General features: G+C 44.6%; 17 protein-coding genes. 5 read left to right on the top strand and 12 right to left on the bottom strand.

What is annotated here, in order from left to right:
* Positions 1–528: 528 nt before the first annotated feature.
* The gene (locus SDE_RS04210; protein ID WP_011467278.1) at positions 529–2,910 is read right to left on the bottom strand and encodes a TonB-dependent receptor plug domain-containing protein; all 2,382 of its coding nucleotides are present in this window, start codon (positions 2,908–2,910) and stop codon (positions 529–531) included.
* 188 nt (positions 2,911–3,098) lie between these two features.
* Between SDE_RS04210 and SDE_RS04205 the strand changes: the two genes are divergently transcribed.
* Together SDE_RS04205 and SDE_RS04200 are read left to right on the top strand one after the other, a co-directional pair.
* A complete protein-coding gene (locus tag SDE_RS04205) occupies positions 3,099–4,532 on the top strand; it encodes a hypothetical protein (RefSeq protein ID WP_011467277.1) in 1,434 nt (477 codons plus the stop codon).
* A 230-nt stretch (positions 4,533–4,762) separates the two neighbouring features.
* Positions 4,763–5,683, top strand: coding sequence for a substrate-binding periplasmic protein (locus tag SDE_RS04200; protein WP_226986468.1), 921 nt, complete (start codon positions 4,763–4,765; stop codon positions 5,681–5,683).
* Between the two features lies 1 nt (position 5,684).
* Here SDE_RS04200 and SDE_RS04195 read toward each other — a convergent pair whose 3' ends face one another.
* From SDE_RS04195 to SDE_RS04170, 6 genes are all read right to left on the bottom strand, one after another.
* Entirely contained in the window at positions 5,685–5,906 is a 222-nt protein-coding gene (locus tag SDE_RS04195; protein WP_011467275.1) for a hypothetical protein, read from the bottom strand.
* Between the two features lie 234 nt (positions 5,907–6,140).
* Positions 6,141–7,964 (bottom strand): family 43 glycosylhydrolase, encoded by a 1,824-nt coding sequence (locus SDE_RS04190; RefSeq protein ID WP_011467274.1) that lies wholly within the window; start codon positions 7,962–7,964, stop codon positions 6,141–6,143.
* Positions 7,965–7,999: 35 nt separating this feature from the next.
* Positions 8,000–9,985 (bottom strand): glycoside hydrolase family 97 protein, encoded by a 1,986-nt coding sequence (locus tag SDE_RS04185; protein ID WP_011467273.1) that lies wholly within the window; start codon positions 9,983–9,985, stop codon positions 8,000–8,002.
* Positions 9,986–10,175: 190 nt separating this feature from the next.
* Complete coding sequence (locus SDE_RS04180; RefSeq protein ID WP_011467272.1) at positions 10,176–11,129, bottom strand: glycoside hydrolase family 43 protein; 954 nt, start codon at positions 11,127–11,129, stop codon at positions 10,176–10,178.
* A gap of 72 nt (positions 11,130–11,201) precedes the next feature.
* The gene (locus SDE_RS04175) at positions 11,202–12,275 is read right to left on the bottom strand and encodes an aldose epimerase family protein (protein ID WP_011467271.1); all 1,074 of its coding nucleotides are present in this window, start codon (positions 12,273–12,275) and stop codon (positions 11,202–11,204) included.
* A 47-nt stretch (positions 12,276–12,322) separates the two neighbouring features.
* Positions 12,323–13,411 (bottom strand): glycoside hydrolase family 43 protein, encoded by a 1,089-nt coding sequence (locus SDE_RS04170; protein ID WP_011467270.1) that lies wholly within the window; start codon positions 13,409–13,411, stop codon positions 12,323–12,325.
* A gap of 291 nt (positions 13,412–13,702) precedes the next feature.
* Between SDE_RS04170 and SDE_RS04165 the strand changes: the two genes are divergently transcribed.
* Positions 13,703–14,743, top strand: a complete 1,041-nt coding sequence (locus SDE_RS04165; protein WP_011467269.1) for an arabinan endo-1,5-alpha-L-arabinosidase — start codon at positions 13,703–13,705, stop codon at positions 14,741–14,743.
* A 54-nt stretch (positions 14,744–14,797) separates the two neighbouring features.
* Here the strand turns inward: SDE_RS04165 and SDE_RS04160 are convergent, their stop codons facing one another.
* The 3 genes from SDE_RS04160 to SDE_RS04150 all read right to left on the bottom strand — a co-directional run bounded on the left by SDE_RS04160 (position 14,798) and on the right by SDE_RS04150 (position 16,629).
* Positions 14,798–15,334 (bottom strand): DUF924 family protein, encoded by a 537-nt coding sequence (locus SDE_RS04160; RefSeq protein WP_041324195.1) that lies wholly within the window; start codon positions 15,332–15,334, stop codon positions 14,798–14,800.
* Between the two features lie 85 nt (positions 15,335–15,419).
* Positions 15,420–15,857, bottom strand: a complete 438-nt coding sequence (locus SDE_RS04155; RefSeq protein ID WP_011467267.1) for a hypothetical protein — start codon at positions 15,855–15,857, stop codon at positions 15,420–15,422.
* A gap of 52 nt (positions 15,858–15,909) precedes the next feature.
* A complete protein-coding gene (locus SDE_RS04150) occupies positions 15,910–16,629 on the bottom strand; it encodes a tetratricopeptide repeat protein (RefSeq protein ID WP_011467266.1) in 720 nt (239 codons plus the stop codon).
* Between the two features lie 236 nt (positions 16,630–16,865).
* Between SDE_RS04150 and SDE_RS04145 the strand changes: the two genes are divergently transcribed.
* On the top strand, positions 16,866–17,840 hold the full coding sequence (locus tag SDE_RS04145; protein ID WP_011467265.1) for a pseudouridine synthase: 975 nt from the start codon (positions 16,866–16,868) through the stop codon (positions 17,838–17,840).
* Positions 17,841–18,006: 166 nt separating this feature from the next.
* Positions 18,007–18,501, top strand: a complete 495-nt coding sequence (locus tag SDE_RS21145; RefSeq protein ID WP_011467264.1) for a helix-turn-helix domain-containing protein — start codon at positions 18,007–18,009, stop codon at positions 18,499–18,501.
* A 122-nt stretch (positions 18,502–18,623) separates the two neighbouring features.
* Here SDE_RS21145 and SDE_RS04135 read toward each other — a convergent pair whose 3' ends face one another.
* Positions 18,624–20,639, bottom strand: a complete 2,016-nt coding sequence (locus tag SDE_RS04135; RefSeq protein ID WP_011467263.1) for a bifunctional 2',3'-cyclic-nucleotide 2'-phosphodiesterase/3'-nucleotidase — start codon at positions 20,637–20,639, stop codon at positions 18,624–18,626.
* A 58-nt stretch (positions 20,640–20,697) separates the two neighbouring features.
* Entirely contained in the window at positions 20,698–22,980 is a 2,283-nt protein-coding gene (locus SDE_RS04130; RefSeq protein WP_011467262.1) for a DUF6359 domain-containing protein, read from the bottom strand.
* Between the last annotated feature and the right edge of the window lie 61 nt (positions 22,981–23,041).

Genomic DNA, 23,041 nt, shown 5'->3' with positions numbered 1-23,041 from the left:
CGTAGAAAGTAGTACTATGGTACTTGAAAGTATATAACCGTTTTGGCGATCCGCCAGCTTGTGAAGGACTTTATTTAGATTAATATGATCTTACAAAATGAGTAGACTCTCTGAGACCCAACAGAGTACTTGACAAATATTTGTCACAACCAAGGCGACAAAGTTATACCGTATATCCGTCTGACGTATTATTGACTATCAAACCAACATTGCGTCATTAACGGTATTATTTCAGGCTTTACTTACCTAAAAAGCAAGCGGCCTGCCGAGCTAGTGCCGTTCCCTTTGTCAATAAGGCAGAAACAACGCTGTGTCGCAGTTTGACAATGCGCGTGTATCGCTTAATTTTTTTGGCGCTGCACTCACGCTAGCAAGTATGACTAATTTGCTAGCTGCACCACACCTTGTTTGGTTAGCTATTCTAACTACTGCCACCTATATGCCTATATACCTGCGGTATGGTTTGCAAGCCGCGTAGTTAATTGCAATACCAATACCAATAGTAGCAAGCAAGAATAAAACGGTTATCTAATTTAAATCGAGAGTAACCGACATACCAATAGCTACCGGTTCTACCATAAAATTAAAGCGCTCTGGGTAGAAACGGCTAGAGCCGGTGCTTACATTGTAGCGATTTTTAGAGTGCAAAATATTTTCGGCAAATAGCTTCACTCGAACATCGGCTTTTTTATTCAAAGAGTGGGTATAACTAAGCGAAACATTTAATGCGTAGTCGAGCTTATAGCTGTCGGTTTTATCCAATAAGTATCGCTCGCGTTCGAACTGACGCTTTTGTTCAGTGAACAAAGCTAAATCTTCAGCAGGCAGCTCTGCCGTATTGAAGGTATCGTATGCGCGTTGATACATTTCCATCTCGTCGTAAGAACCATCGAAATCCCAAAATATCTGTGCATTTGCGTGGGCAATTAAACGATTATTTAAAAACTTTTTGCTGATTAGAAATTTAGAAGTATGGCTAACAATATTATTTAAACCATTGCCGTAGCTCTCCAGTAACACGGGAATATCACCACGAGGGATGTAATAATAGTCTGCAAATGAAATATTATTGCGCGATGCGCCCGTTTTTAAACTCTCATTCATTGCTACATCTAACACACCCAGATAGGCGTGACTAAAGGTTAGCTCCGTTGTTTGGGTTGTATAGCTACCAGTGAACTCAACCCCGCCTATTTTTACATCTGTTAAAAACTCTAAATTACTACCGGTAAAGCCAACCGCAGAAATATCGTTATAGAAGCTGCGCACATTTAACGATGTATTACTGTAATAGCGGTTGGTGTATGACACTTCGGCACCATCTAACGTTTCTAACTTAGACTCTTCTTGCATTAAATGATTTTGATATTGTGCACGCAGGGGCATCATTCTTTGTGCGCGCTGAACAGTGGCTACAAGGGTGTTTTCTGGGTTAACTTTATTCACCCACGACAACCTGGGGGAGAACATTGTTTCTGCTACATCGGGAAAATCGACCCTGTGTGCATAAAAAAGCTGATTGCGCTCAGACACATTAAAACGTGTTTCTAGCAAAAGCGAATGAGTTTCTGAATTTATCCCTGAGCCGACCTCCAACACCCTATCGGGGTTTGGTCTGTTGTTTAAGGTTAAGTCTTGCAGATACACACTTGAATCAACATCACTTACAAAATGCACACCCTCTTGAATGAGCAAATGATCGCTGCTTTTTCCCCAAGGGGCGTGCACATCAATATTGGCATACTCGTAACCTGCAACAATATTAAACTTATCATCAGGGGTATATTCGTATAAAACAGTCCCGCGTAACCTATTTTGTGCGAAGCCGTAATCGCGCACATTATTTTCATGCGTAAGGCTCCAACGAGGGTTTAGATAATCGTGACGAATATATTCTTGGCTATCGTAAGTCAGCGAGCTAGCAACATTAGACACATCCGACAAAACCAAATTATACGTTGTAGAAAAGACCAAACTACGCGTGCTTGGACTGCGGCGATTTACCGTTCCAACCACATAACCCTGCGCATCCTCTTTCGCTCTTTGCTGTATAAAAAAACGCGTTTGACCAGATTGGGTATAGCGCAGCCATGAACTAAAATTTTCGCCGTACTCTAGCCCCAAATGCGCTTTAATTTGCGGCCTATCTACGCCATCGGCAAGGTATGCTTGCGGGCCGAGCGTATCCGTAGGGCGTTTACCCACAAAACGTATATCCGTCTCATCGCTGGGCGACATAGAAAAATAGTCAGGTTTTTGGTACCCATCTGTTTTTCTGTAAGATAAAAACCCGTAGGCACCAAATTGGTTAACACTTTTATTGAATTGTGCACTAATGCCTCGGCTTTGATAGGTGTTATTGCTTGCCAATCCAACACTAAATGCAGGCGAATCTGAATGCGGGGTTTTAGTAATAATATTAATGATGCCTGCAATGGCACCCGTACCATAGGTTACCGAGCCTGGGCCACGTATAACCTCTACCCGTTCAATATCGCCCATGTCCCATTGGTCTATTTCTAAAATGGCGCCTTCGTACACCATATTGGTAATATTTTTACCGTTTACTAACAGTAGTAACTTGTAGTTTTCGGCAGCAATTAAACCGCGCAGGCCAATTTTGTCGCCTTCGGAGTGGCTCATAAGCATCATGCCCGGCACATGCTGCTCCAATAAATTAGCTAGGTTTTTAGCACCGGATATTTCGATTTGATCTTTACGAATAATGGTTATAGCAGCAGGCGCATCGTCTGTAGAGTTTTTAAGTAAGCTGCCTGTGCTTACTTCTATATTCAGCAGCTCTTCTAAACTTAGACCCACCAAGCCTTCGTCAGCCGCTGCTGCCGTAGTAGCAATAGCCTGAAAGAACAAAAAAGCAGCAAAGCGCACCGGTGTTATTACTTTTGGCATTTATTATGAATCCAACTTAGTTCATCGTGTAAGTATAGAAGATATAACTCGGCGCCCCCGGTTAGAAGCTCGCAAGTTTTACACTTTATTGCATTTTCTAAATTGCTTGTTAACCAGTCTGTCACTAGAGTTTTACCACTGCAAACACTCACAACGCATACATTAACCATCATTAGCAAGGATTGAGAATGACCAAACTACCTACCTTACTCGCCACCCTTTTATTGAGCTTTATACTTGCTGCATGCGGTGGCGACAATAAGAATAAGGGAGACAACACTAACAACAACTTGCTAGTACAGCCAACAGCATGCCCAGATTTAAATGATTCTAGTTACCGTTCCGACACACTCCACTCGGGCGATTTTATCCCTTCCGGTTTTAAACAACATTGGTATTTAACGTTCGAAAATAACCAAGCAAAATTTATTGAAAGTGACTTTGTGATTTTTGCAGATGTAACGTGCGACGCGGGCATCACAACCCTAGCGTTTTCAGATAAAAACGTTGAGCTATCAATTATCGAGGATGCAAGCCAATTAAGCGGTGTAATTTTGGGCGAAGATGAAGTCACATTTACTCGTGCAGCAACGGAGCCAAGCGATGCCTGCCAAAATCTTAATACCCAAATTAAGAATTCGACCTTTGTAGACACTGTATTTGCATCGTTAAGCACCGAACATCAAGCCGTATCGGAACCTGACTTGGCATTGATTTTTGACCCAATACAAAAAGTGCATATCCGCCAAGATGGCGAAAGCCAATTAGGCATTTTCGATTGCAGCGCTGGCGTACTGCACCTGCATTACAACCAAAACGATACCTCGCCGGAATCAATTGAATTAAATGAAGACGGTTCTATTACCGTAATTCGACCAGATGGTGACATTCAACTTGTCAGTCAATCTAGTTACCACCCCAATTGCGCCAATGAATCAGAAGGTGTGGCCACATGCGTAGCCACTGAAAAAATCGCCCCCTGCGACTCTGCTGATAGCTGCCCAGGTTACATTTCAACACCATCCACAAGCTGTGCCGCCACTACGGGCACCAACGAGTTTCTTTGGTTTGGAGATGAGTGCAATCTATACGGAGGCACCGAAGTAGTCACTTTCTTCCAACCCTGTGAACAAACAATAAGTAAAGTTTGCGCGAAAACAGGCACTGATAGATACATCACTTTCAACAATGCTTGCGCGGCAAAGCATGCATTTTCGAGCATTGCTTTTAACGATGAATGCGGTGAGCTAAATCACACATTAAGCCGCAATAACAGCGTACCCGTAAGACTACTAGAGGATGAAACGCCCCCCGACAATGTTAACGATCAAATTATAATTAACAGTGCAGAGCTAGTTGGCGATGAGCTTACTGTTACCTTGCAACAAAGTATGTGCCGGGAGCAGCAAATAGATCTTTATGTTAGCGTTTATTTTTTAGAAACTATTCCACCCCGTGCCACCTGGTATTGGAAACCACAAAACGCAGGAGTGTGCAGCAATATCATTCAGACAACCTACACCTACGACCTGCTACCATTAAAACACTACACCCAAACTCACTACCCCAATATTGAGGTGGTTTCGCTAGGGGCATTGGGCGACTACGTTATTACGGATTAAACTAACCAGATTAATTGTGTTGATACTCGCGGGCTGGCACCTACCTTGGTGCTGCCCCGCAGTAAAATTGCTATTGTTTATAGCGGTTAACACTAGAATAAGCAGCATGATAGGGTAAAAAATTAGCCAGATACCGCTATTAGATTTACACTAACCTACAACCAAGCCAATACCACTAGAATAACTAAGCGATACCCGCTACAACTGAAACACCAATAAAGGGCCACAGCTTGTATAAATTGATAGTGCTTACCACATTCCTAGCATTAACCAACAGCGCTATGGCTTGCTTTGAACAACCCAACGGGCAACCTGCTAAATTGGTTATTCCCCTACAGGAACCCACTAAGCTGGTACACAATCAATTTTTTCTCACACTATTACCCCAAATATTAGCTGTTACCGAAGAAGAATTCGGTCCATGTGAACTAACCTTTTATAAACAGCCACTTTCATCCGCACGTGTGGCTGCATATTTAAACCAAAACAAAGTTATTGGTTTAAACTGGGCTTCAGCATCATCAGAAAGAGACAAGCAGCTGCGCGCCATTAAAATTCCACTATTAAAGGGGTTAATGGGCCACAGAATTTTACTGCTTAAAAAAGAAAATAAAGACTTACTAAAAAATGTAAAAACGGTAGAAGACTTAAAGCCCTTTGTTTTTGGTTTAGGGGAATCTTGGCCAGACACCTATATTTTAAAATATAACGGTTTAAAAATTACTACCGCAGCACATTACGACTTACTATTTAAAATGCTCGACGCAGGTAGGTACGACTTATTATCGCGCGGCTATTCAGAAGCGTTACCGGAACTAGAGCTGCACAGCGACAAAGACATAACCTACGACGAACACATAGTGTTAATTTACCCTTTACCAGTATTTTTTTATGTTAGCCCCCAAAACCCAGAGCTAGCCAAACGCATAGAAAAGGGGCTTATAACACTGGTAAACAACGGTCAATTCGACAAGCTTTTTTACAACAGCCCAGATATAGCGCAAAGCTTGGCCGTATTAAACTTTGAAAAGCGCACCAAAATTTATTTGTGTAACACCTACATACCCGAAGGCGCGCAGTTAGATAACCGCGCGCTATGGCATTTCCCGAATAAAGAAGATTCTTGCAACGTAAATACTATTAAGCGCTAACTTAATAGCTAGAGTTAGGCGAGTCATCTGGGTGGATTTCGCCATATACCTCATCTGGGTCTACATCATTTATTAATAGAATTTCTCGCACGGCTTCTATGTGGTCAAGTACCTGCTGATACCTCTCACCGTACTCGTACTTAGTAACCTCTATCGCCTTAGGCATATAGCTGAAAGCTATTTTGAGTGCATGCAGTGCATCGTCGTTTATTTTAATCGCCATGTTAGTTCTCGCCTCGCAACGCAACGCAAAATTTTAAAGTTAGAGTTAATCACTAATTGCTTTATATTGCTATAGGGATTTAAGTGTTTGCCAAAGAACAGAATACAGGAAAAAGAAGGGCTTGGCGGTAATTCGTCAAGCCTTTTTTGTTTGTTCAGTATAGTGAGTACATACGATGGTGTATAAAAAAGCCCTCATGTGGAGGCTTAAGCGTGTAAACAATTTGGAAAATATTTACGGTAAATAACGCACTTGGAATGCTTGGCAAATAGTATCTAACGCAGGGGCTTGTGCGAAGTTGGTGCCGTCGGCTAGGCCGCAGTTTGCTAAATCTAAACGCTGTTTGCTTTCGCGGTTTGTGAAGGTTGCGCGGCCTTCTTTATCTAATTGATAAAGCCATTGGCTGCTAGTTGATTCACACTCGCCGGCAATAACATTGGTGCCAGGCACTATGGATTTATTCTCAACGGTTAAACATTGGTTGCCCGTTTTAATTTGCACATGGCCTTCACTTGCTGGGTTAAATTGCCATGCTTGACAAGCCCTACCCTGCCAGCCGCCTTGGTTTACATTCGCGCTGTTTTTATCGCACGCCTGTAATACGCGGCCACTTTGAATGCTGCTAATTGCCACTTTGCCAACCGGTAGTATTTGCCAATTATTTTGCATAAGCGCATCGCCGGTGTACTTGTTTGTAAACGCAACAAAGTTACCTTCGCCTGCATTAAGTGCCCAGCGCTGGCTTGCAGTATTAACCCAGGCACTCTGACTAAGGCCTTCGTCTGCCGTTAAAAATAAATTGCTGGCTACATTGCCAAAGCGGTAGTGATTATCTGCCGTGTTATCCATTACCCATAAACTGGCTTCTGCTTGGCAACTGCCCTGCTTCAGCTCTTTACCTTCGGCTAATAAACAGCTTTCGCCATTGCGCAACTGAATACGTGCACCTTGCAGTGCAGTCACTAAAGGACCGTTTTCGCCAGAAGGTAAGGGCAAAAATTGGCCTTCTGGTATTGGCTCACCAAAATTTGGGGTGCCGTCTGTGTTCCAAGTAAATTTCTGTGCGCGCACAGAGCGCGTTGCACCGCAGCCGTGCTCTTCTTTCGAATTTCCGTGGTACACAATCCAATCTTCTGTGCCATCGGGCGATTTGAAGAAACCATTGTGGCCTGGGGCAAACACACCGTTCCCTCTTTCAAACACGGGCTTATCGTATTTAGTCCAGTGCTCGGAGTTCATTGGGTCGTCGCCCGTTAGCTCTTTCATTGCCAGTTTATAATCTGGCGTATCGCAATAGCTCGCCGAGTAAATCAAAAAGGTACGACCATCTTTTTTTAGAATCTCTGGGCCTTCGTTAACTTTGCGACCGCTTTTTTCCCACTCTGCTTCCGGCCGAGTTAACAGTGCTCGCGGGCCTTCAATGCTCCATGGGGTGGTCATTTTAGATATAAAGTTTTGCTGCTCGTCACCTACCCATTCAGACCACAACAAATATAATTGGCCATTATGCTCTAAATAACTGCCGTCTATATTCCATGTATTGGGCATCATTTCACCTTTGTAGGTGTATGGCCCCATAGGGTCGTCACCCACACTTTCTAATACGCTTAAGTGTTGGTGATCTAAAGTGCCGTGCTGGCCCGAGGTGTACATTAAATACCAACGCCAGCCGTTAGGGCCGTTTAAGCGATGGAATTCAAACGCCCAAAAGTTACAGCAGCGGGTTAAATCTGAATCGGACCATACATTCACCGGCAGCGCAGTAGACAAACCATCCAACGTGGGTGATTTACGCATAACAAGTTGCGATGTCCATGTGGTGGTAGTGAGGTAGTAATTGCCATCGTAATACTCTAACCAAGGGTCTGCGCCATTGGCGAACAACGGGTTGGCAAACATGCCTTCTGGCGCTTTTTTAATGCTTGCTTGTTGGGTATCCCCGTTTGTATTCACATTGGTACCGTTACAGGCAATTAACCCCGTTAGCAAGGCGGCACCTGTTGCACCTAGCGCTATAGTGCGCGCTGTGTGTTTCATTATTTCTTCTATCTTTTTCACTTTAACCTCCAGTGAAATTATTTGGCCTGCGGCCACTAGTTAAATACAATCACAAAGCCACCATTGGCTTTAACTGTTAGTGCATTATTCTTGGTTGCAGTTATTGTGTGGCTGGTAAAACTCTCCACACCTTTTGTATTTATATTGCTGTCAGTAATTAACGTGCCTTGCTTACCTAACGCAAAATCGAAATTCATTTCTAAGTTAATGGCTTCGTTGGTAGCGTTTATTCCCGCTACAAACCAGCGCTCGCCGTGCTTGCGCGCAATTACAACGTGCTCACCAGGCATACCATCAATTAACTTAGATTCATCCCACAATACGGGAATATCGCGCATATACGCTTTTACATAGTCCGGTGCGTTAGTCGCCATTCCCTGTGCGGTTTCGGCTATGTGTTGAAGGCCCGATAAAAACAACACCGGCAGCGCAAGTTCAAAGCCATTACTGGTACGACGTTCAATATTGGGAATATCTGAAAATGTGGTGGGGGTAAAATCCATAGGATCGAAAGCATTGCGCGTAAATGGCAGTATGGCCATATGCGTTGCGGCTTTATCGGCCGATGGTTGCATAAATGTAATCATTTCAAAGCCATGTACCGATTCCATTGTCATAATATTCGGGTAGGTACGATGCAAACCACGCGGTAGCGATGAGCCGTGATAATTTACTAGCAAATTGTAGTCGGCGGCATCCTTCGCTAAGTCATTGTAGTAAGCCATTACCGACTTGCCATCACCGGGGAAGAAATCGATTTTTACACCTTTTACACCCATATTTTGTAAACGAGCAAATTCTGCACGGCGCTTGTCTCTATCTAGTAAGGCGCTTTTCGGTGAGTACTCTGTGGTATTCCAATCGCCAGACGAGTTGTACCACACTAACAAGCCAACGTTTTTACTTTGTGCGTAGGCCGCAAGTTGTGCAGTGCGCTCGTAGCCAATACGGCGGTCCCAGTCGGCATCTACTAAGGTATAGTCCCAGCCCATTTCGGCTGCGTAATCAATAAATTCGAGCGAGGTTTCGTAGTTAACTGATTCATCTTTTAATAGTGCCCAGCTCCAAGAGGCCGTTCCGGGTTTTACAAAATCCATTTTTGCAATTGCTGGGTCAGCCAAGTCGGTGCCTAGCGTAGAGGCAATAATAGTATCTAAACCGCCCACTAAAATAACTCGCCATGGCGAGTGGAAGGCTGTATTCGACTGAGCCAATAAAGCGCCTTTGTTGCCATCTTGCTCAAAAACTTCTGCCGCCATAGGTATGCCCAGAGAATATTCACCGTTAGGCGATTCTGCGTGCAGTCGCGACGCATGGTAATCGCCATTCATACCCGCTTCGGTAATAAGCAGCCAATGTTTATTCGCTTTAAATAATGCAGGAAATACCCAACCAGCCGGTGATGGCGATACGGTGTCTACCGGAATATTCATTTGATAATGTTCTTCGTAGCTGGGGTTAGTATTGGCCCAACCTGTTTGCGCTACGGCAATGGGCTGCAACCAGGCTTTTGTGGTGTGTTCGAATGCGAAGCTGGTAATCTCTTTTTTAACCGCAAGCAACTGCTTTGCCGTGTTGGGGAAGCGATACTGAAAGGCCACACCATCGTTAGACACGCGAAAGGCAATGATAAGTTTATCGCCCTGTTTATTTTTTAGGCTATATATTTTTTCGTTGGCGTTATAGGTTATGTCTCGCTGCTTGCCATGTAACAGGGTGTAGCTGTCATTCACCTTACCTGCGTCTACATCTGTAATTGTTAAGCCGTCTGTAAATGCCTGTGAATTTAGCTCAACACCCAATTGCGACGGCAGCATAACTTGCTCGCCATTGCGACTAATGCTGTAAAATACTTTACCGCTTTCATCTAAACTTAGACGTACTTTTAGGCTTTTGTCTGGGCTGTTAATAGTTTGCCTTTCTATATTTTTATTCTCTGCATTTAACCCTGCCTGATTGGTACACCCTGCCACCCATACCGCTAGGGTAACGGCCAATGCTAATTTTATTATCATTTTCATTATGTTATCCACTCGGTACTCTTACGGAAACTTTGAATATTTTTTAATTTTTATGATTGATACACTTATAGGCTTGTGTACTTTTATATTTGTGCGTTTTCTACGAGCGCATTTTAATGGCGGTGTCATAAAGACACCGCTCTTTATTTCTAACTAGAAATTAACAATTAGCGATTAACGATTGCCACCCTTATTTAACTGGGTCTACACCTTCTGATGTCATTACAATTCGCTTGATAGTACCATCCGCGTTGTAGTTCAAATAATCGATACATACACTGCGACGGAAGCTACCGCCATCTTGACCCAAGCCACCATTGTGATAAATAAAGTATGACTTGCCCTTAAAATCGATGACAGATTGGTGATTAGTATTTGAGTTACCAGCCAATTCATTAAGAATGCCTTTGTATTCCCACGGCCCTTCTATAGATTTGCTCATAGCGTAAGCTGTTTTTTCTGGAAAGCCTGTCGCATAGCTTAAGTAGTAATATTCACCGTGTTTGTGCACGTATAGCGCTTCGGTAAAGTGTGGAATATCGATTGCGTGAATAGGTCCATCTAGTTCAATCATATTGGGTTTTAACTTGGCCCAGCGCGGTTTGGTGTTGCCCCAAAAAATATACGCTTGGCCATCGTCGTCAATAAATACTGCTGGGTCTATATCGTCCCAATCAATATCGGTATCGGTGGTCATGTCATTACTTATTAGTGCTTTACCCAAAGCATCTTTGAATGGCCCTGTAGGGCTATCACTTACTGCAACGCCAATGGCAAAACCATTAATGGTTGCGTGACGCACCGTGGTATACCAATAAAACTTGCCATCTTTTTCTACCGTGTGCGCCGCCCACGCATCGCCGCTGGCCCACTTAAAATCCGTTGCAGCTAACGGCGAACCGTGATTGGTCCAGTTCACCATATCTTTTGATGAATACACCAACCATTTTTTAAGATCGTAAAATACGCGGTTATCCTTCGCTTCATCGTTACCCACGTACAAATAAACGGTATCGCCGTGCACTAACGCAGCGGGATCGGCCGTGTGAGTATCGGTAATTGCGGGGTTGGCAGCATAGCTTGCACTTACGTTAGTTAAACATGCAGCTACAATACCGGCTGCTAGTGTTTTTTTATTAAACATACTCACCTCTTCAAGTATTTTTTATGTTTTTATTTAATGCGTTGTAATAATTTAAGTAATGGCCAATCAATGCTATAGGGTTGAAAACTCAAAACTCATGGTGGACGTGTATTCTTCACCCGGCAGCAATAACGTGGACGGAAAATTGGGCTGATTGGGCGCATCGGGAAAGTGCTGCGGCTCTAAGCAAAAGCCACTGCGGTGATTAAACACTCGCCCTTTGCCTTGCAAGGTACCATCTAGAAAATTACCAGAGTAAAACTGTAAACCCGGCTCAGTAGTTTTTACCTCTAATACACGCCCAGTGGCTGGTTCTTCTACTCGGGCAGCCAGTTCAAACGCCTTTGCTGCCGTTTTATTAAGTACAAAGTTGTGATCGTAACCACGGCCAAGTAGCAGCTGATTATTATTGGCATTTATATCTTTGCCAATTGCCTTACGCGATCGAAAATCAAACGGGGTATTAGCGACATCGGCAAATTCGCCGGTGGGTATAAGGCCTGCGCCTACCGGAGTAATGCTGTTGGCATTTATCATTAGTTGATGATTTAGCACGTTGCTATCGCTGTGCTGGCTACCGATTAAATTAAAATAGCTGTGCTGAGTGAGATTAACGTGGGTTGCCATATCGGTGGTAGCGCGATAACGGGTATACAGCACATTGTTATCGGTAAGCTGGTAGGTTACCTCTACGGTTAGATTACCTGGGTAACCTTGGTCGCCATCACGACTTAAGTATTGCAGTACTAATGCTGGCTCTCCGTCAACGGTTTCTATAAAGGGTCGCCATGTAACTTTATCAAACCCATATAAACCGCCGTGTAGGTGATTGCCGTTATCGTTTACATCTAACAGAATTTTTTTATTCTGCACAGGCAAAATCCCTTTGGCAATTCGGTTGCCAAAACGCCCAATAAGGGCACCAAAATACGGAGACTGTGATTGATAAGGTGCAAGCGTGTCGAAACCGAGTACCACATCGGCAAACTCGCCATTTTTGTCGGCACAAAAAAGATTTGTTATCACTCCGCCAAAATTACTCACAGACACGCGCATGCCTTTACTGTTACCTAGCGTAAAAAGCGAAATGGGCGTGCCATCATCCAGGCGGCCAAAAGGGCTTTCGGTAATTGTGATATTTTTCATTTCTCTGTGTCGCTCTACTTATGTTTTAACCCAACCCTATAACGCTGCTATAGGTCTGCTTCATGTTGACGAAAATCCGGCATGCCCTGTTCATCCCAATACACTTTGCGCACCCGCGTGTGGCGGTTTGGGTCTCGCAATGGCTCACCATCTATCTCTTTATAATCACGCGCGTGGTACACCATTAAATCGGTAACACCATCTTCAGCTTTAACAAAACAATTATGGCCAGGGCCAAAGCGCTTTAATTGTTCGTTTGAGTAAAATACAGGCTCGGGTGACTTGGTCCAGCTTGCTGCGTCGAGCAAATCAGCGTTTTCGTCTGCCCATAACAAACCCATCGCATAGTTATGATCGGTCGCACTGGCGGAATAACTTATAAAAATACGCTTACCGTGTTTAATTACTGCCGCACCCTCATTAACCTTATGGCCAATAATTTCCCACGGTAATGTCGGTTCACTTAAGGTAACAATGGGGCCAGTAATACTTGTAGGGCTATCCATTTGCGCTATAAGTAACGCCGAGTTATAAGTACGGGCTTCATTCTGTTGCGCCCATACTAAATAGCGTTTACCCCTGTGCTCAAAGGTTGTGGCATCTAGCGAGAAAGTATCTAGCGGTGTATGAAAGCGCCCCTCTTCTTGCCACTCACCTTGCATAGGGTTGGCCGATGCATTGGAAAGCGTGTGCATACGAATTGTCCACGGCTTGTTGTGATCGGTGGCAGCCGCTACATAGATGTACCATTTACCATCAATAAAATGCAGCTCGGGCGCCCAAATATTCGCGCTCATACCTCCAATAGTATTGCGCTGCCATACCACTACAGCGGGCGCGCTACGTAAGCCTGCTATGGTTGTGGCCCTACGCATTTCTAAGCGGTCGTATGCTGGTACCGTTGCTATAAAGTAGTAATAACCATCGCTGTGCTTGTGCACCCAAGGGTCTGCCCGTTGGGCCACTAATGGCTGCGGTAAACTAGGAGAGGCGACGGGTGCGAGCTTGGCGCTGCTGCAGCCAACAAGCGCTGCAAGCAATGCCAAAAATGTGACAACAATCAGCACGTTAAAACCACTTGTTTTAAACGCAAAACCACTTTGTAGCTGGCTTTTATCCATTATGAAGGTACTCATTTTTATGTTGTTAGTTATTCTTAAATGAAACAAACGCTTATATGCCCCAAATTGCCTATCAAACAAACATCCATCTAACCCTTTGATTTAATTAGATTAATAGATTTTTAGCTGTTTGAAATGCAAAGCAAAACTAGGCTGCCGTCGGGCGCGCTTTACTTTGAATATTATTATAATACAATACGAAACATGCAAATGCGACCCTTACTGATTACATACTAAGCAGTAGCCAATAAGGGCGTATATATTCAATACTGATAACCAGCTATAAATCGTTGCCAAGGCCCTTTTATGCTTAACAAAAACAAACGCCCAATTACATTCGCTTTAGTCGTTAGCCTCTTAGCCCTGCTTGCCCTTGCAGGCTGCAGCGAGGCAAAACAAGTAAGCATCCACGACCCAGTAATGATTAAAGAAGGTGACACCTACTACTTGTTTAGCACTGGCCCCGGCATAACAATGTATAGCTCTAGCGATATGAAAAACTGGCGCCGCGAAGGCGAAGTATTTAATCAAGCCCCTAGTTGGGCCTCCAACGCCGTACCCTATTTTAAAGGCCACCTGTGGGCACCCGACATCATTGAAAAAGATGGTCTGTTTTACCTCTACTATTCTGTGTCTGCTTTTGGAAAGAACACATCCGGCATTGGCGTTACCGTATCGCCCACGCTTAACCCACGCGCGCCCAATTACGGTTGGCAAGATAAAGGCATGGTATTGCGCAGCGTGCCTGAGCGCGACGAGTGGAACGCTATCGACCCCAATATTGTGGTAGATAACAACGGCACCGCATGGATGGCTTTTGGCTCCTTTTGGCAAAGCTTAAAAATGGTGGCACTAGACAGCAGCTGGACAAAAATAGCTGAGCCTCAACAGTGGCATACCATAGCAGCCTTACCCAAAGGCAGTATGCCCACAGGCGACGCAGTAAAGGACGGCGAAATAGAAGCTCCTTTTATTTTTAAAAAGAACGACGATTACTTTTTGTTTGTAAGTTGGGGTAAATGCTGCCGCAAAGATGAAAGCACCTACCGCCTAGCAATGGGCCGCAGCAAAAATACTACCGGTCCATTCTTAGATAAAAACGGCAAAGACCTCGCCCAAGGTGGTGGCACCCTATTAATAAGTGGCAACAAAAACTGGCCCGGCTTAGGCCACAACAGCGCCTACACCTTCGACGGCAAAGATTGGCTTGTGCTACACGCCTATGAATCTGCAGATAACGGTTTACAAAAACTAAAAATATTAGAAATAAACTGGGATAAAGACGGCTGGCCAACTGTAGATACCAAAGAACTGGATGAGTTTGTTAGTATTGAATTAACTCAATAAGCTTGAACCCACTAAACGGGTGATTAACTTCGCCTGATTAGTACGAGTATACTATCAAAAACTAGAACCCGGCTGGGTTAAAAACTCCTGCTCTTCGTGGGTTGAATCTCTGCCCAGTATTTCATTTCTATGAGGGTAGCGGCCGAAGCGATCGATTATGGCTTTGTGTTTTAATTCGAATTCGTAATTATTGGGCGAAGCATATTGTTTAAATAATTTCTCTGCTTCAACATGAATTAATTTAGATTCGCTATGCATATACGGCATAAGTAAGAAGCCGCGTTCGGTAGTGTTTAACTGGTTTAATGCACCTGCCGTTACGGCTTCTTTTGCGAGCACCAATGCGATTGCATCCTGCGCGAACGCTGTTGGTGTGTTGCGATATATATTTCTGGAGAATTGATCTAGCACAATTATTTCTGCCAATCGCCCTGTGGCTGTTACGCGCCAGCTGTGTAGCTCGCCCGCTGCGGCTTGTTGCACCAGCGGTAAAAAGCGTTCAGCAATTTGTTGATCTAACGCTTTATCAACTGTCCACCATTGCATGGGCTGTAGCTCGTCAAACCAAAAATCAATTACTTGCTGTTGCATGACGGCATCCATTTTATATTGATTAATCGTATTGCCTGTTAGGCACTTTTGGAGCAATACACTCTAATTTTCTGTTACGACATTATTAAGCAATTTGCTTTTTGCGCGCACGATAAAACAAGCCAGCCAATGTTACTGCGCCCAATACAACCGCTACTTGCGAGGCAAAACCTAAAGCATCGTAATCAAGCGTAGACAAAAAAATAACCAAACAAATACTGGCCCCAAAGGCGTATGCGGATGAAGCCGTAACAAGCTTTTTACTGGGGGCAACCCAATATGCTGTTAATACTACCGCTGGGCCAGCTAGGCCAAACAAACCAAAAATAGACGCAGCACTCAGGTCTAAAATTTTTTCTACAGAACTATAACAATAAGCCACCGCGAAACAAGTAACAAACCAAGCCCCCACACAAGCTATAGGCAAAAAACACCAACGTATAACCGTAAGTATTGTATTTCGCTTGGACGCTAATTGCTGTTCATTTAAACCACTAGCTGGGGTTTGGTAAATGTTCGTCATCGCAATTATTATCGGCTCGTTATTCGCTTTAAAGGCTAGTTCTAGGTTTAGGTTATGGCTTCTCAGGGTTGCTTCTAATACTTTGAATATATTTTAGTTCGCGTATAGCACCGGCATCGTTTTTATCAAAGGCTAAACATTCGTTAAATTTTACCTCTGCTTTATCCAATTCGCCCAGCTCAATAAGGGTGTAACCAACACCACGTTTTGCGCGTAATAGTTCACCAATTTTAACAGCGTCGGGTGAGAAACTATTTGCGGCCTGCTCGGCTCGAGTAAAAATGTCTAGTGCGGCCTCCCAATCTCGACGTAAATGATAAACGTGACCGAGTTCGGATAAATACATAGCATTACTTGGGGCTAGGTTAACCGCTCTTTTTAGGTAAGCTTCGGCTTCATCTACTCGACCAAAATCCAAACTTACATACCCCATAAGGTAGAGTGAATCTGAACAATCGGTATTGTCTACTTCTGCTGCTTCATCTTTAGCGGCAGCAATCATCAAATAGGCCAGGGCCTCAGTAGATGAGCGTGCGCTGTATATAGTTTGCTCTGCAGCCGCGTACTTTAGATCGCAAATAGCCAGTGCCGCTTCAAGTTCATGCGCCGCTTTTTTAGCGCTTCCAGCAGATATGTATTCGTACCCTTTGCTTAAATGGTGGGCCACACTTGGTTTATCCGGTTGTGTAGCAACCTGTTTGCTCTGCTGCGTACCGCAGGCAGTAATAAGTAGTAGCACCAAGCATAAGCAAGTGGGTAGTTGTGGGCGCATCGTAAAGGTCCTTTTTATGTGTTAGAAGAGGCTTAACAGGGCCAAACATTACCTCAAAGTAAGCAAGCAGTCACCCCTAGGGCTTCCCTGCCTGGCGTTAGGCCTGCTATTAAACCCCAGCCTAAACTCTGCGCCGGAACCTGCCACATCTGTTGTAGACGCGAATTAACGCAAATAATGCTAAACTTGCCGCCATTAGGGCTTAGGCCCTTGCCATCTTTAATAAGGGTATAAGTGTGACGTTTGACAGTGCAGTGAGATTAAACAAGTTTATTAGCGATTCAGGCCACTGCTCACGCAGAGAGGCAGATAAGCTAATAGCGAGTGATCGCGTAAAAATTAACGGCTTGCTGCCCGAGTTGGGCGCTGTGGTAGAAAGTGGCGACGTAGTAACCGTAGACGACCAGCCCCTTAGAGCCAGCGCTGCCGATAAAACCGACCGTATTTATATTGCTTATAACAAACCATTTGGTATTACCTGCACAACAGATCAAACCGTTAAGGGCAATATTGTTGATGCCATAGACCACGACGAGCGCATATTCCCAATTGGCCGATTAGATAAACCTTCTGAAGGGTTAATTCTGCTAACCAGTGACGGCGATATAGTAAATAAAATATTGCGTGCAGAGAACGCACACGATAAAGAATATATTGTTACGGTAAATAAAAACCTCGCCCCCAATTTTGCAGAGAAAATGTCTAGGGGTTTACCTATACTGGGCACTATTACCAAACCGTGTAAAGTACGCGTAATAGGTAAAACAACCTTTAAGATTATTCTTACCCAAGGGCTTAACCGGCAAATTCGACGCATGTGCGACTACCTAGGGTACGACGTAAAACAGTTGGTACGCACGCGCATTATGAATATAGAGCTGGGCAAATTAAAGCCCGGTCAGTGGCGCCGCCTTACCAAGGTAGAACTAGACCTACTAACCAAAGCCACCAGCCAATCCAGCAAAACCGCCATTAAAGGTGCGAATGCAAAATCAAGCGCAAGCCCAACGGCAACAAAACCTCGGGTAGCGAAACCCAAGGTAAAAAAAGAGCCGAAAGATTTAGATAAACACGGCCGCCCTAAAAACAAAAGCACGGGGGTAAAACGCGGAGCTAAAAGTAAAAACCTTACCACGGGCGGTCGCACTGGCAACAAGGGGGCCGGTCGCGGCAATGCAGGTCGCCCTACCGCACCGCGTGGACGCAAATAAGTTACCCGCTGCAATTACGGCCCTGCGAATTTTTTAGTAGCGCACAATGCACTAAAACTTACGCTTTTCACTAAATATCACTGTTGGCGGGTGATTTGGCGGGTAGTGTCGTCACCGACAGCAAAAAATATAGTCTAGGTTTAGTGCGTAGCAGTAGGAGATTAATATGCTAATTAGAAAACTTAGACTAGACAGAGGAATATCCCAAGAACAGCTTGCTGAGGCAACCGGACTAAGCATTCGCACTATCCAGCGTGTTGAAGCCGGTCACCGGGTAAGCTATGCATCACTTCGGGTTCTTGCTGCGACATTTAATATAAACGTCGACGCCCTTGAGCAAGCGCTATATGCAATGAATACTTCAACAAATGAATACATAGAGAAACCACTTTGGGTAAGGCTAGTTCTGAGCCTGCCGTCATTACGTGGCTTAGATCGGCCCAGCTTGTTAAAGCATGAGGTTTGCCTTGTAGGTTATGCGTTTTTCGCTTATGTAGCATCCTACCTTATTCCCAGTGTAGAAACTTTTTATTGGAATCTAACAACTGTAGATCTATTGCATTTCAGCGCGTTCTCGGCGTTATTTCTTGCCTATATCTCTTCGATCATTCCTAGACTAAGGGAAAATTCCAAAGAGCGTAACCCCACCCTCCCAAAGTAAGACACGCATTAAACCTATAAACAACACATAAAAAAGCCCGATAACGTCAAAACGCATCGGGCTTTTATTTGTAATCAATTATTTTTTTTATCTGTTTTTATTAAGCGTTAATCTATCAATTATTATTGATTTAATATTAGCTCGTATACCGCTTCGCCAGCATCGTTCACTTCTATAAACTCAGCATTTTGCAACTGAGCCGCTACAAAGTTACGGGCGCGGTCGGTGTTAGGCACACGGAACACTATCGTTAAATTTGTAACGGTATCTATAGGTGCAAAGCTCCAGTTGCCATCTGCTGTTGGCGTAACGGGGCTGTTGTCGCGAATGTAATTGGCTAGCACTTCACGGTTAGTATCTGGCGAGTTAATAACAATATGATCGCTACCCGTACCTGGGAATACGCCACCGTTTGCACGGTAATTGTTGGTTGCAACAATGAACTCTTGCGCATCGCTCACGTCTTCGTTGTTGTACTTTAAGTTAACAATGCGATTTGCATCGGCATGAATAACACTGCAACTACGGTCTGTGCGCGGTGGTTGTGTTACGTCAATTTGGTAGGTTACGCCATCCATAACATCAAAGTTATAGGTAGGGAAACCCGCATAATCAACAAGCTCTTGTTGGGCTGTAGTAGTGGTATCAATTTGGAAGAATTGCGAGGCAGAACATTCCAACCAACCTTTTAACTCTTCGCCATTAATTTTTACAGCCACTAAAGTGTTGGGGTATAGGTACAAATCGGCAGCATTACTTAATGTAAGCTCACCCTTAGCTACGGTAGTAAAGCTTGTTTCATCTGCACATATGCCTTCGCGGTTACAGGCTTTAAACGGTGCAGCGGCAGAAAGCACAGGTAAATCCTGCAAGTTAACGTCGCCTTGAATAAGGTTTTCTACGTAGGCTTTTTGGGCATCGCTTACAATTTGAATCGATGGATCATCTTTAACCAATGCTAAAAAGCTAAATATATCGTCGGTAGATTCACCAATAGGGGTGCCCATATAAGCAATGGTCGCTTGGTGGTCGTGCTCTAAATTCGCTGCAATAACTGCATCTGGCTCAACGGTGGCTTCGCCATCAACCACTATTGCACGCGCCTCTACTTGGCTGCCAACGACTTGCCATGTATCTTGGGTAACGTTGTACTCTAAACTTAAATCGATAATACCCAAGTGGCTGCCCCAGTAACCCGGCATTACCGCTGGCACACCTTTAATGGTACCCGCTTCTAAATCTACCCCTTCAGTTTCGGCAAACGCAGAGGATGGAAAGGTTAAGTGGCTGTGGCCGAACATAATTGCATCTATGCCTTCTACATCGGCCAAATACCAGCTGCTGTGCTCGGCAAGTGCATCGGCACTGTAGGCTTTTGTGCTTATACCAGAGTGAGGAATGGCAACCACAATATCGGCTCCCTCTTCTTTCATTTGCGGTACAAAACGCTCAGCCATGGCTTTAATATCTTTAGTAATAACTTTGCCACTTAAGTTGGCTTTATCCCACTGCATAATTTGTGGTGGTAAAAAGCCAATAAAACCGATGGTAATTTCGTGGGTGTTACCTTCTTTATCCATTACCGCCTTTGTTTCTAGGTGGTAAGGGTCGAAGTACAACATGTCGTTATCTGGGTTATCGTCGCCATCGTCTATAAAAATGTTGGCGCTAATGTAAGGAAAGTTTGCATCGTTTACACTTTCGGCCAAAAATTCTAAGCCGTAGTTAAATTCGTGGTTGCCGTAGTTACCTACTACGTAATCTAATTCATTCATGGCTTTGTAAACGGGATGAACTTCACCAGCTTCTATACCCGTAGCTTGCTTCCAGTCGCCCATCGGGCTGCCTTGAATTAAATCGCCGTTATCAACCAATACAGAGTTACCCATTTCGGTAAGCTCTACGCGTGCCTCTTTAATTAAGGTTGCCGTGCGTACCAAGCCAATACCAATATTGGTACTGCCGCTGTAGTAGTTGTAATCCATTACGTTGGCGTGAATATCCGTGGTTTCCATTAACCGCAAATCTACTTCGGCAATGACATCTGGCTTCTTGTTGTCGTCGCCGCTGCACGCGCTTAGCATTATGGCTGCCGAAAGAAGTGTTAATGCCGGCAAACTTTTTTTACTGTGGATCATGGTGCTTCCTTGTGTAGTAACAATTTATCTAAGAGTTGATTTAAAAATGCTTTAAAAATTAATTACAGTTGCTTTGCTCTACTAGCTGACTAACTGATTCCAAGCTTGGGTAGCTCATGTACAAATCCCGCGTGCCTGTTACCTCTATTACTTTGCCCAATATGCTTGGGTTATTCGCTGGGCTAAAATAAGCGCGCTGATCCGATTCCAGCTTTACATACACAGTAGAGGTAGAATTTAAATCTGCTAGCTCTAAGGCATAGGGGTTATTGATACCACTTTGCACTTCACCAATAACGACTAGCGGCGTACCCATAGAAGCGGAATAAGCAGTGCTAACCGATACGGCATTACCAGAACCGCAAGCTGTACCGCCACCCGAACTCCCGCCTGAACTCCCGCCAGAGCTGGAACCCTGTAACTGCATATCGGTAACGTACTCAATACTTGGTAAGCTGGTGTAGGTGTCGCGAGTACCTGTCACTAGCAATGTTTCACCTAGCACTGCAGGGTTATTTTGCGGGCTAAAATCGGCGCGGTATTGGCTTTCTAGCTTTACTAAAATGGTGCTGCTGGCATTATTTAAATCGGCCATCTCTAATGCGTACTCGCCGTTCACCGCTTGGGTAATTTCACCCACTACGGTTACGTCTGTACCGTTTGGCAGTGCAAGAGCATCTGTAACACTTAAGCCTGCTTGCACAACGAACATGTCGGTAACATATTCAACGCTTGGTGCGCTCATGTAGTTGTCGCGCTTACCTGTTATTTGTAGCGTTTCACCTAAAATGGCGGGGTTGTTTTGCGGGCTAAAATCGGCGCGATATTGGCTTTCTAATTTAATAAAAATGGTGTTTGCACTGTTTGCCGCATCGGCAATTTCTAATGCGTACTCGCCATTGATTGCCTGCGTAACAACACCCGTTACCGTAACCGGCGTGCCCACAGAAAGCGCTAAAGCGTCGCCAACAGAAACTGCAGAGCCGCTGGGCGCACCGCCAGAGCTAGACGACGTAGAGCTGCTAGATGAACTTGAAGAGCTACTAGAACTTGCACCACCCACAGGGTTTTGAGCACCGTAAGCACCGTTGGCGAAGGTCGAGTCGTCCCACGGGTTGTAACCACCGCTTGGCGTGCTCCAAGGTTGGCCGTTATCTGGGTCGGTTAATTCTTCCGTGGCCATTGGATTGGGCGTGGCAATACCTGCAGGGTGGGCAGTGGTATTAAAATGGGTATAGGTTTCTGGTGTGGCAAGCCAATCAATAATATTTAAAGAAAGTTGCGCAGCGTTGCCGGCATCCGTCCAACCAGGGTAAGTGGTTTTAGTGTTGCCGTTATCTTGGCGGCGATAGCGCGGGGTAATATCTTCTATAGGACTGGAATCGCCAATAAACGCAGCCTTACCTATACCGGATTTGGCGATCGCTACGTACGGGCCTTCATCCATACCACCAAAATACAAACCAGAATCGACTGCATGGTTCCAGCGAACTGGGTTATCGCTAGCAGAAAAATAAACCAACCCTTTTGCCCGCGTTGGATCGGTAATAGCTAAGGTCGCACCACCGGCCATAAGGACTGGTGTTACACCGTTGGTAATGCCTTCGCTTTGGCTGGTACTTACTATGCCGCTTGCGCCTGGCTTCCAATCAACGGCGTTAAAGCGAAAGCGAATACCAAAGTTTTCTGCCAACCAGCCAATATTTGCACTGCCGGTGTTGCGTAAATCACCATATGCGCCACCTACGTTAAACTGGGATAAGTTTGAGCGGTTGTAGCCATTAAATACTTCTGTAGCATCCCAACTATTTAGGTTGCGATCTGCATTGTAGTGATCTGCCACAAAGAAAATACCTTTACCGGCAGCAACAAAGTTTTCTAAAACCGTTAATTCCGCTTGCGTAAACGGGCGGTTACTTTCGGCTAACACCAGTACATCGGCGTGGCTTATGCCTGCGCTGGTAATTACCGCTTCGTTGGCGGCACTGGCTGCTGCAGATGGGTTGGTGTAATCATCTACAAATTGAATAATACCGTCGTTGTTTTTATCTTCACCACGGTACTCGTGTACGGTGTAGCCGGCATTTACTAGAGCATCGGCGAAATCAGAAAAAGCACCATCGATTACCCAGTCGGCATTACCTTCTGTGCCGCCGTGGGAAACATCAAATATTACTACCTTGCCGTTATCGTTAGCAGCGCTTGGTGTTTTAACGGGTGCGGGGTAGTTCCACTCATAGGGAGCGGAGTGCGCTGTGCCCGCAAGCGCGGCTAATGTAGCGGCAGCTATTAATTGCTGCCAATTTATTTTGAAAACGTGCTTTATAGAAAGCAGAGCCATGAGCCGATCCTCTATTGTATGCAGTACGCAAATTAGAGGCAGACTTTAGTCGCTTAAGGTT

This window comes from Saccharophagus degradans 2-40, from assembly GCF_000013665.1.
Lineage (GTDB): Bacteria > Pseudomonadota > Gammaproteobacteria > Pseudomonadales > Cellvibrionaceae > Saccharophagus > Saccharophagus degradans.
The sequence above is the reverse complement of the archived record's forward strand: the minus strand, read 5'-3'. Positions and strand labels throughout refer to the sequence as shown.

Bases quoted from the DNA above. Each gene is read 5' to 3' on its own strand.
- SDE_RS04180 (WP_011467272.1), bottom strand. From the start codon at position 11,129: ATGTTTAATAAAAAAACACTAGCAGCCGGTATTGTAGCTGCATGTTTA.
- SDE_RS04160 (WP_041324195.1), bottom strand. From the start codon at position 15,334: ATGCAACAGCAAGTAATTGATTTTTGGTTTGACGAGCTACAGCCCATG.
- SDE_RS04130 (WP_011467262.1), bottom strand. From the start codon at position 22,980: ATGGCTCTGCTTTCTATAAAGCACGTTTTCAAAATAAATTGGCAGCAA.
- SDE_RS04175 (WP_011467271.1), bottom strand. From the start codon at position 12,275: ATGAAAAATATCACAATTACCGAAAGCCCTTTTGGCCGCCTGGATGAT.
- SDE_RS04155 (WP_011467267.1), bottom strand. From the start codon at position 15,857: ATGACGAACATTTACCAAACCCCAGCTAGTGGTTTAAATGAACAGCAA.
- SDE_RS04210 (WP_011467278.1), bottom strand. From the start codon at position 2,910: ATGCCAAAAGTAATAACACCGGTGCGCTTTGCTGCTTTTTTGTTCTTT.
- SDE_RS04135 (WP_011467263.1), bottom strand. From the start codon at position 20,639: ATGATCCACAGTAAAAAAAGTTTGCCGGCATTAACACTTCTTTCGGCA.
- SDE_RS04165 (WP_011467269.1), top strand. From the start codon at position 13,703: ATGCTTAACAAAAACAAACGCCCAATTACATTCGCTTTAGTCGTTAGC.
- SDE_RS04150 (WP_011467266.1), bottom strand. From the start codon at position 16,629: ATGCGCCCACAACTACCCACTTGCTTATGCTTGGTGCTACTACTTATT.
- SDE_RS04185 (WP_011467273.1), bottom strand. From the start codon at position 9,985: ATGAAAATGATAATAAAATTAGCATTGGCCGTTACCCTAGCGGTATGG.
- SDE_RS21145 (WP_011467264.1), top strand. From the start codon at position 18,007: ATGCTAATTAGAAAACTTAGACTAGACAGAGGAATATCCCAAGAACAG.
- SDE_RS04205 (WP_011467277.1), top strand. From the start codon at position 3,099: ATGACCAAACTACCTACCTTACTCGCCACCCTTTTATTGAGCTTTATA.
- SDE_RS04195 (WP_011467275.1), bottom strand. From the start codon at position 5,906: ATGGCGATTAAAATAAACGACGATGCACTGCATGCACTCAAAATAGCT.
- SDE_RS04170 (WP_011467270.1), bottom strand. From the start codon at position 13,411: ATGAGTACCTTCATAATGGATAAAAGCCAGCTACAAAGTGGTTTTGCG.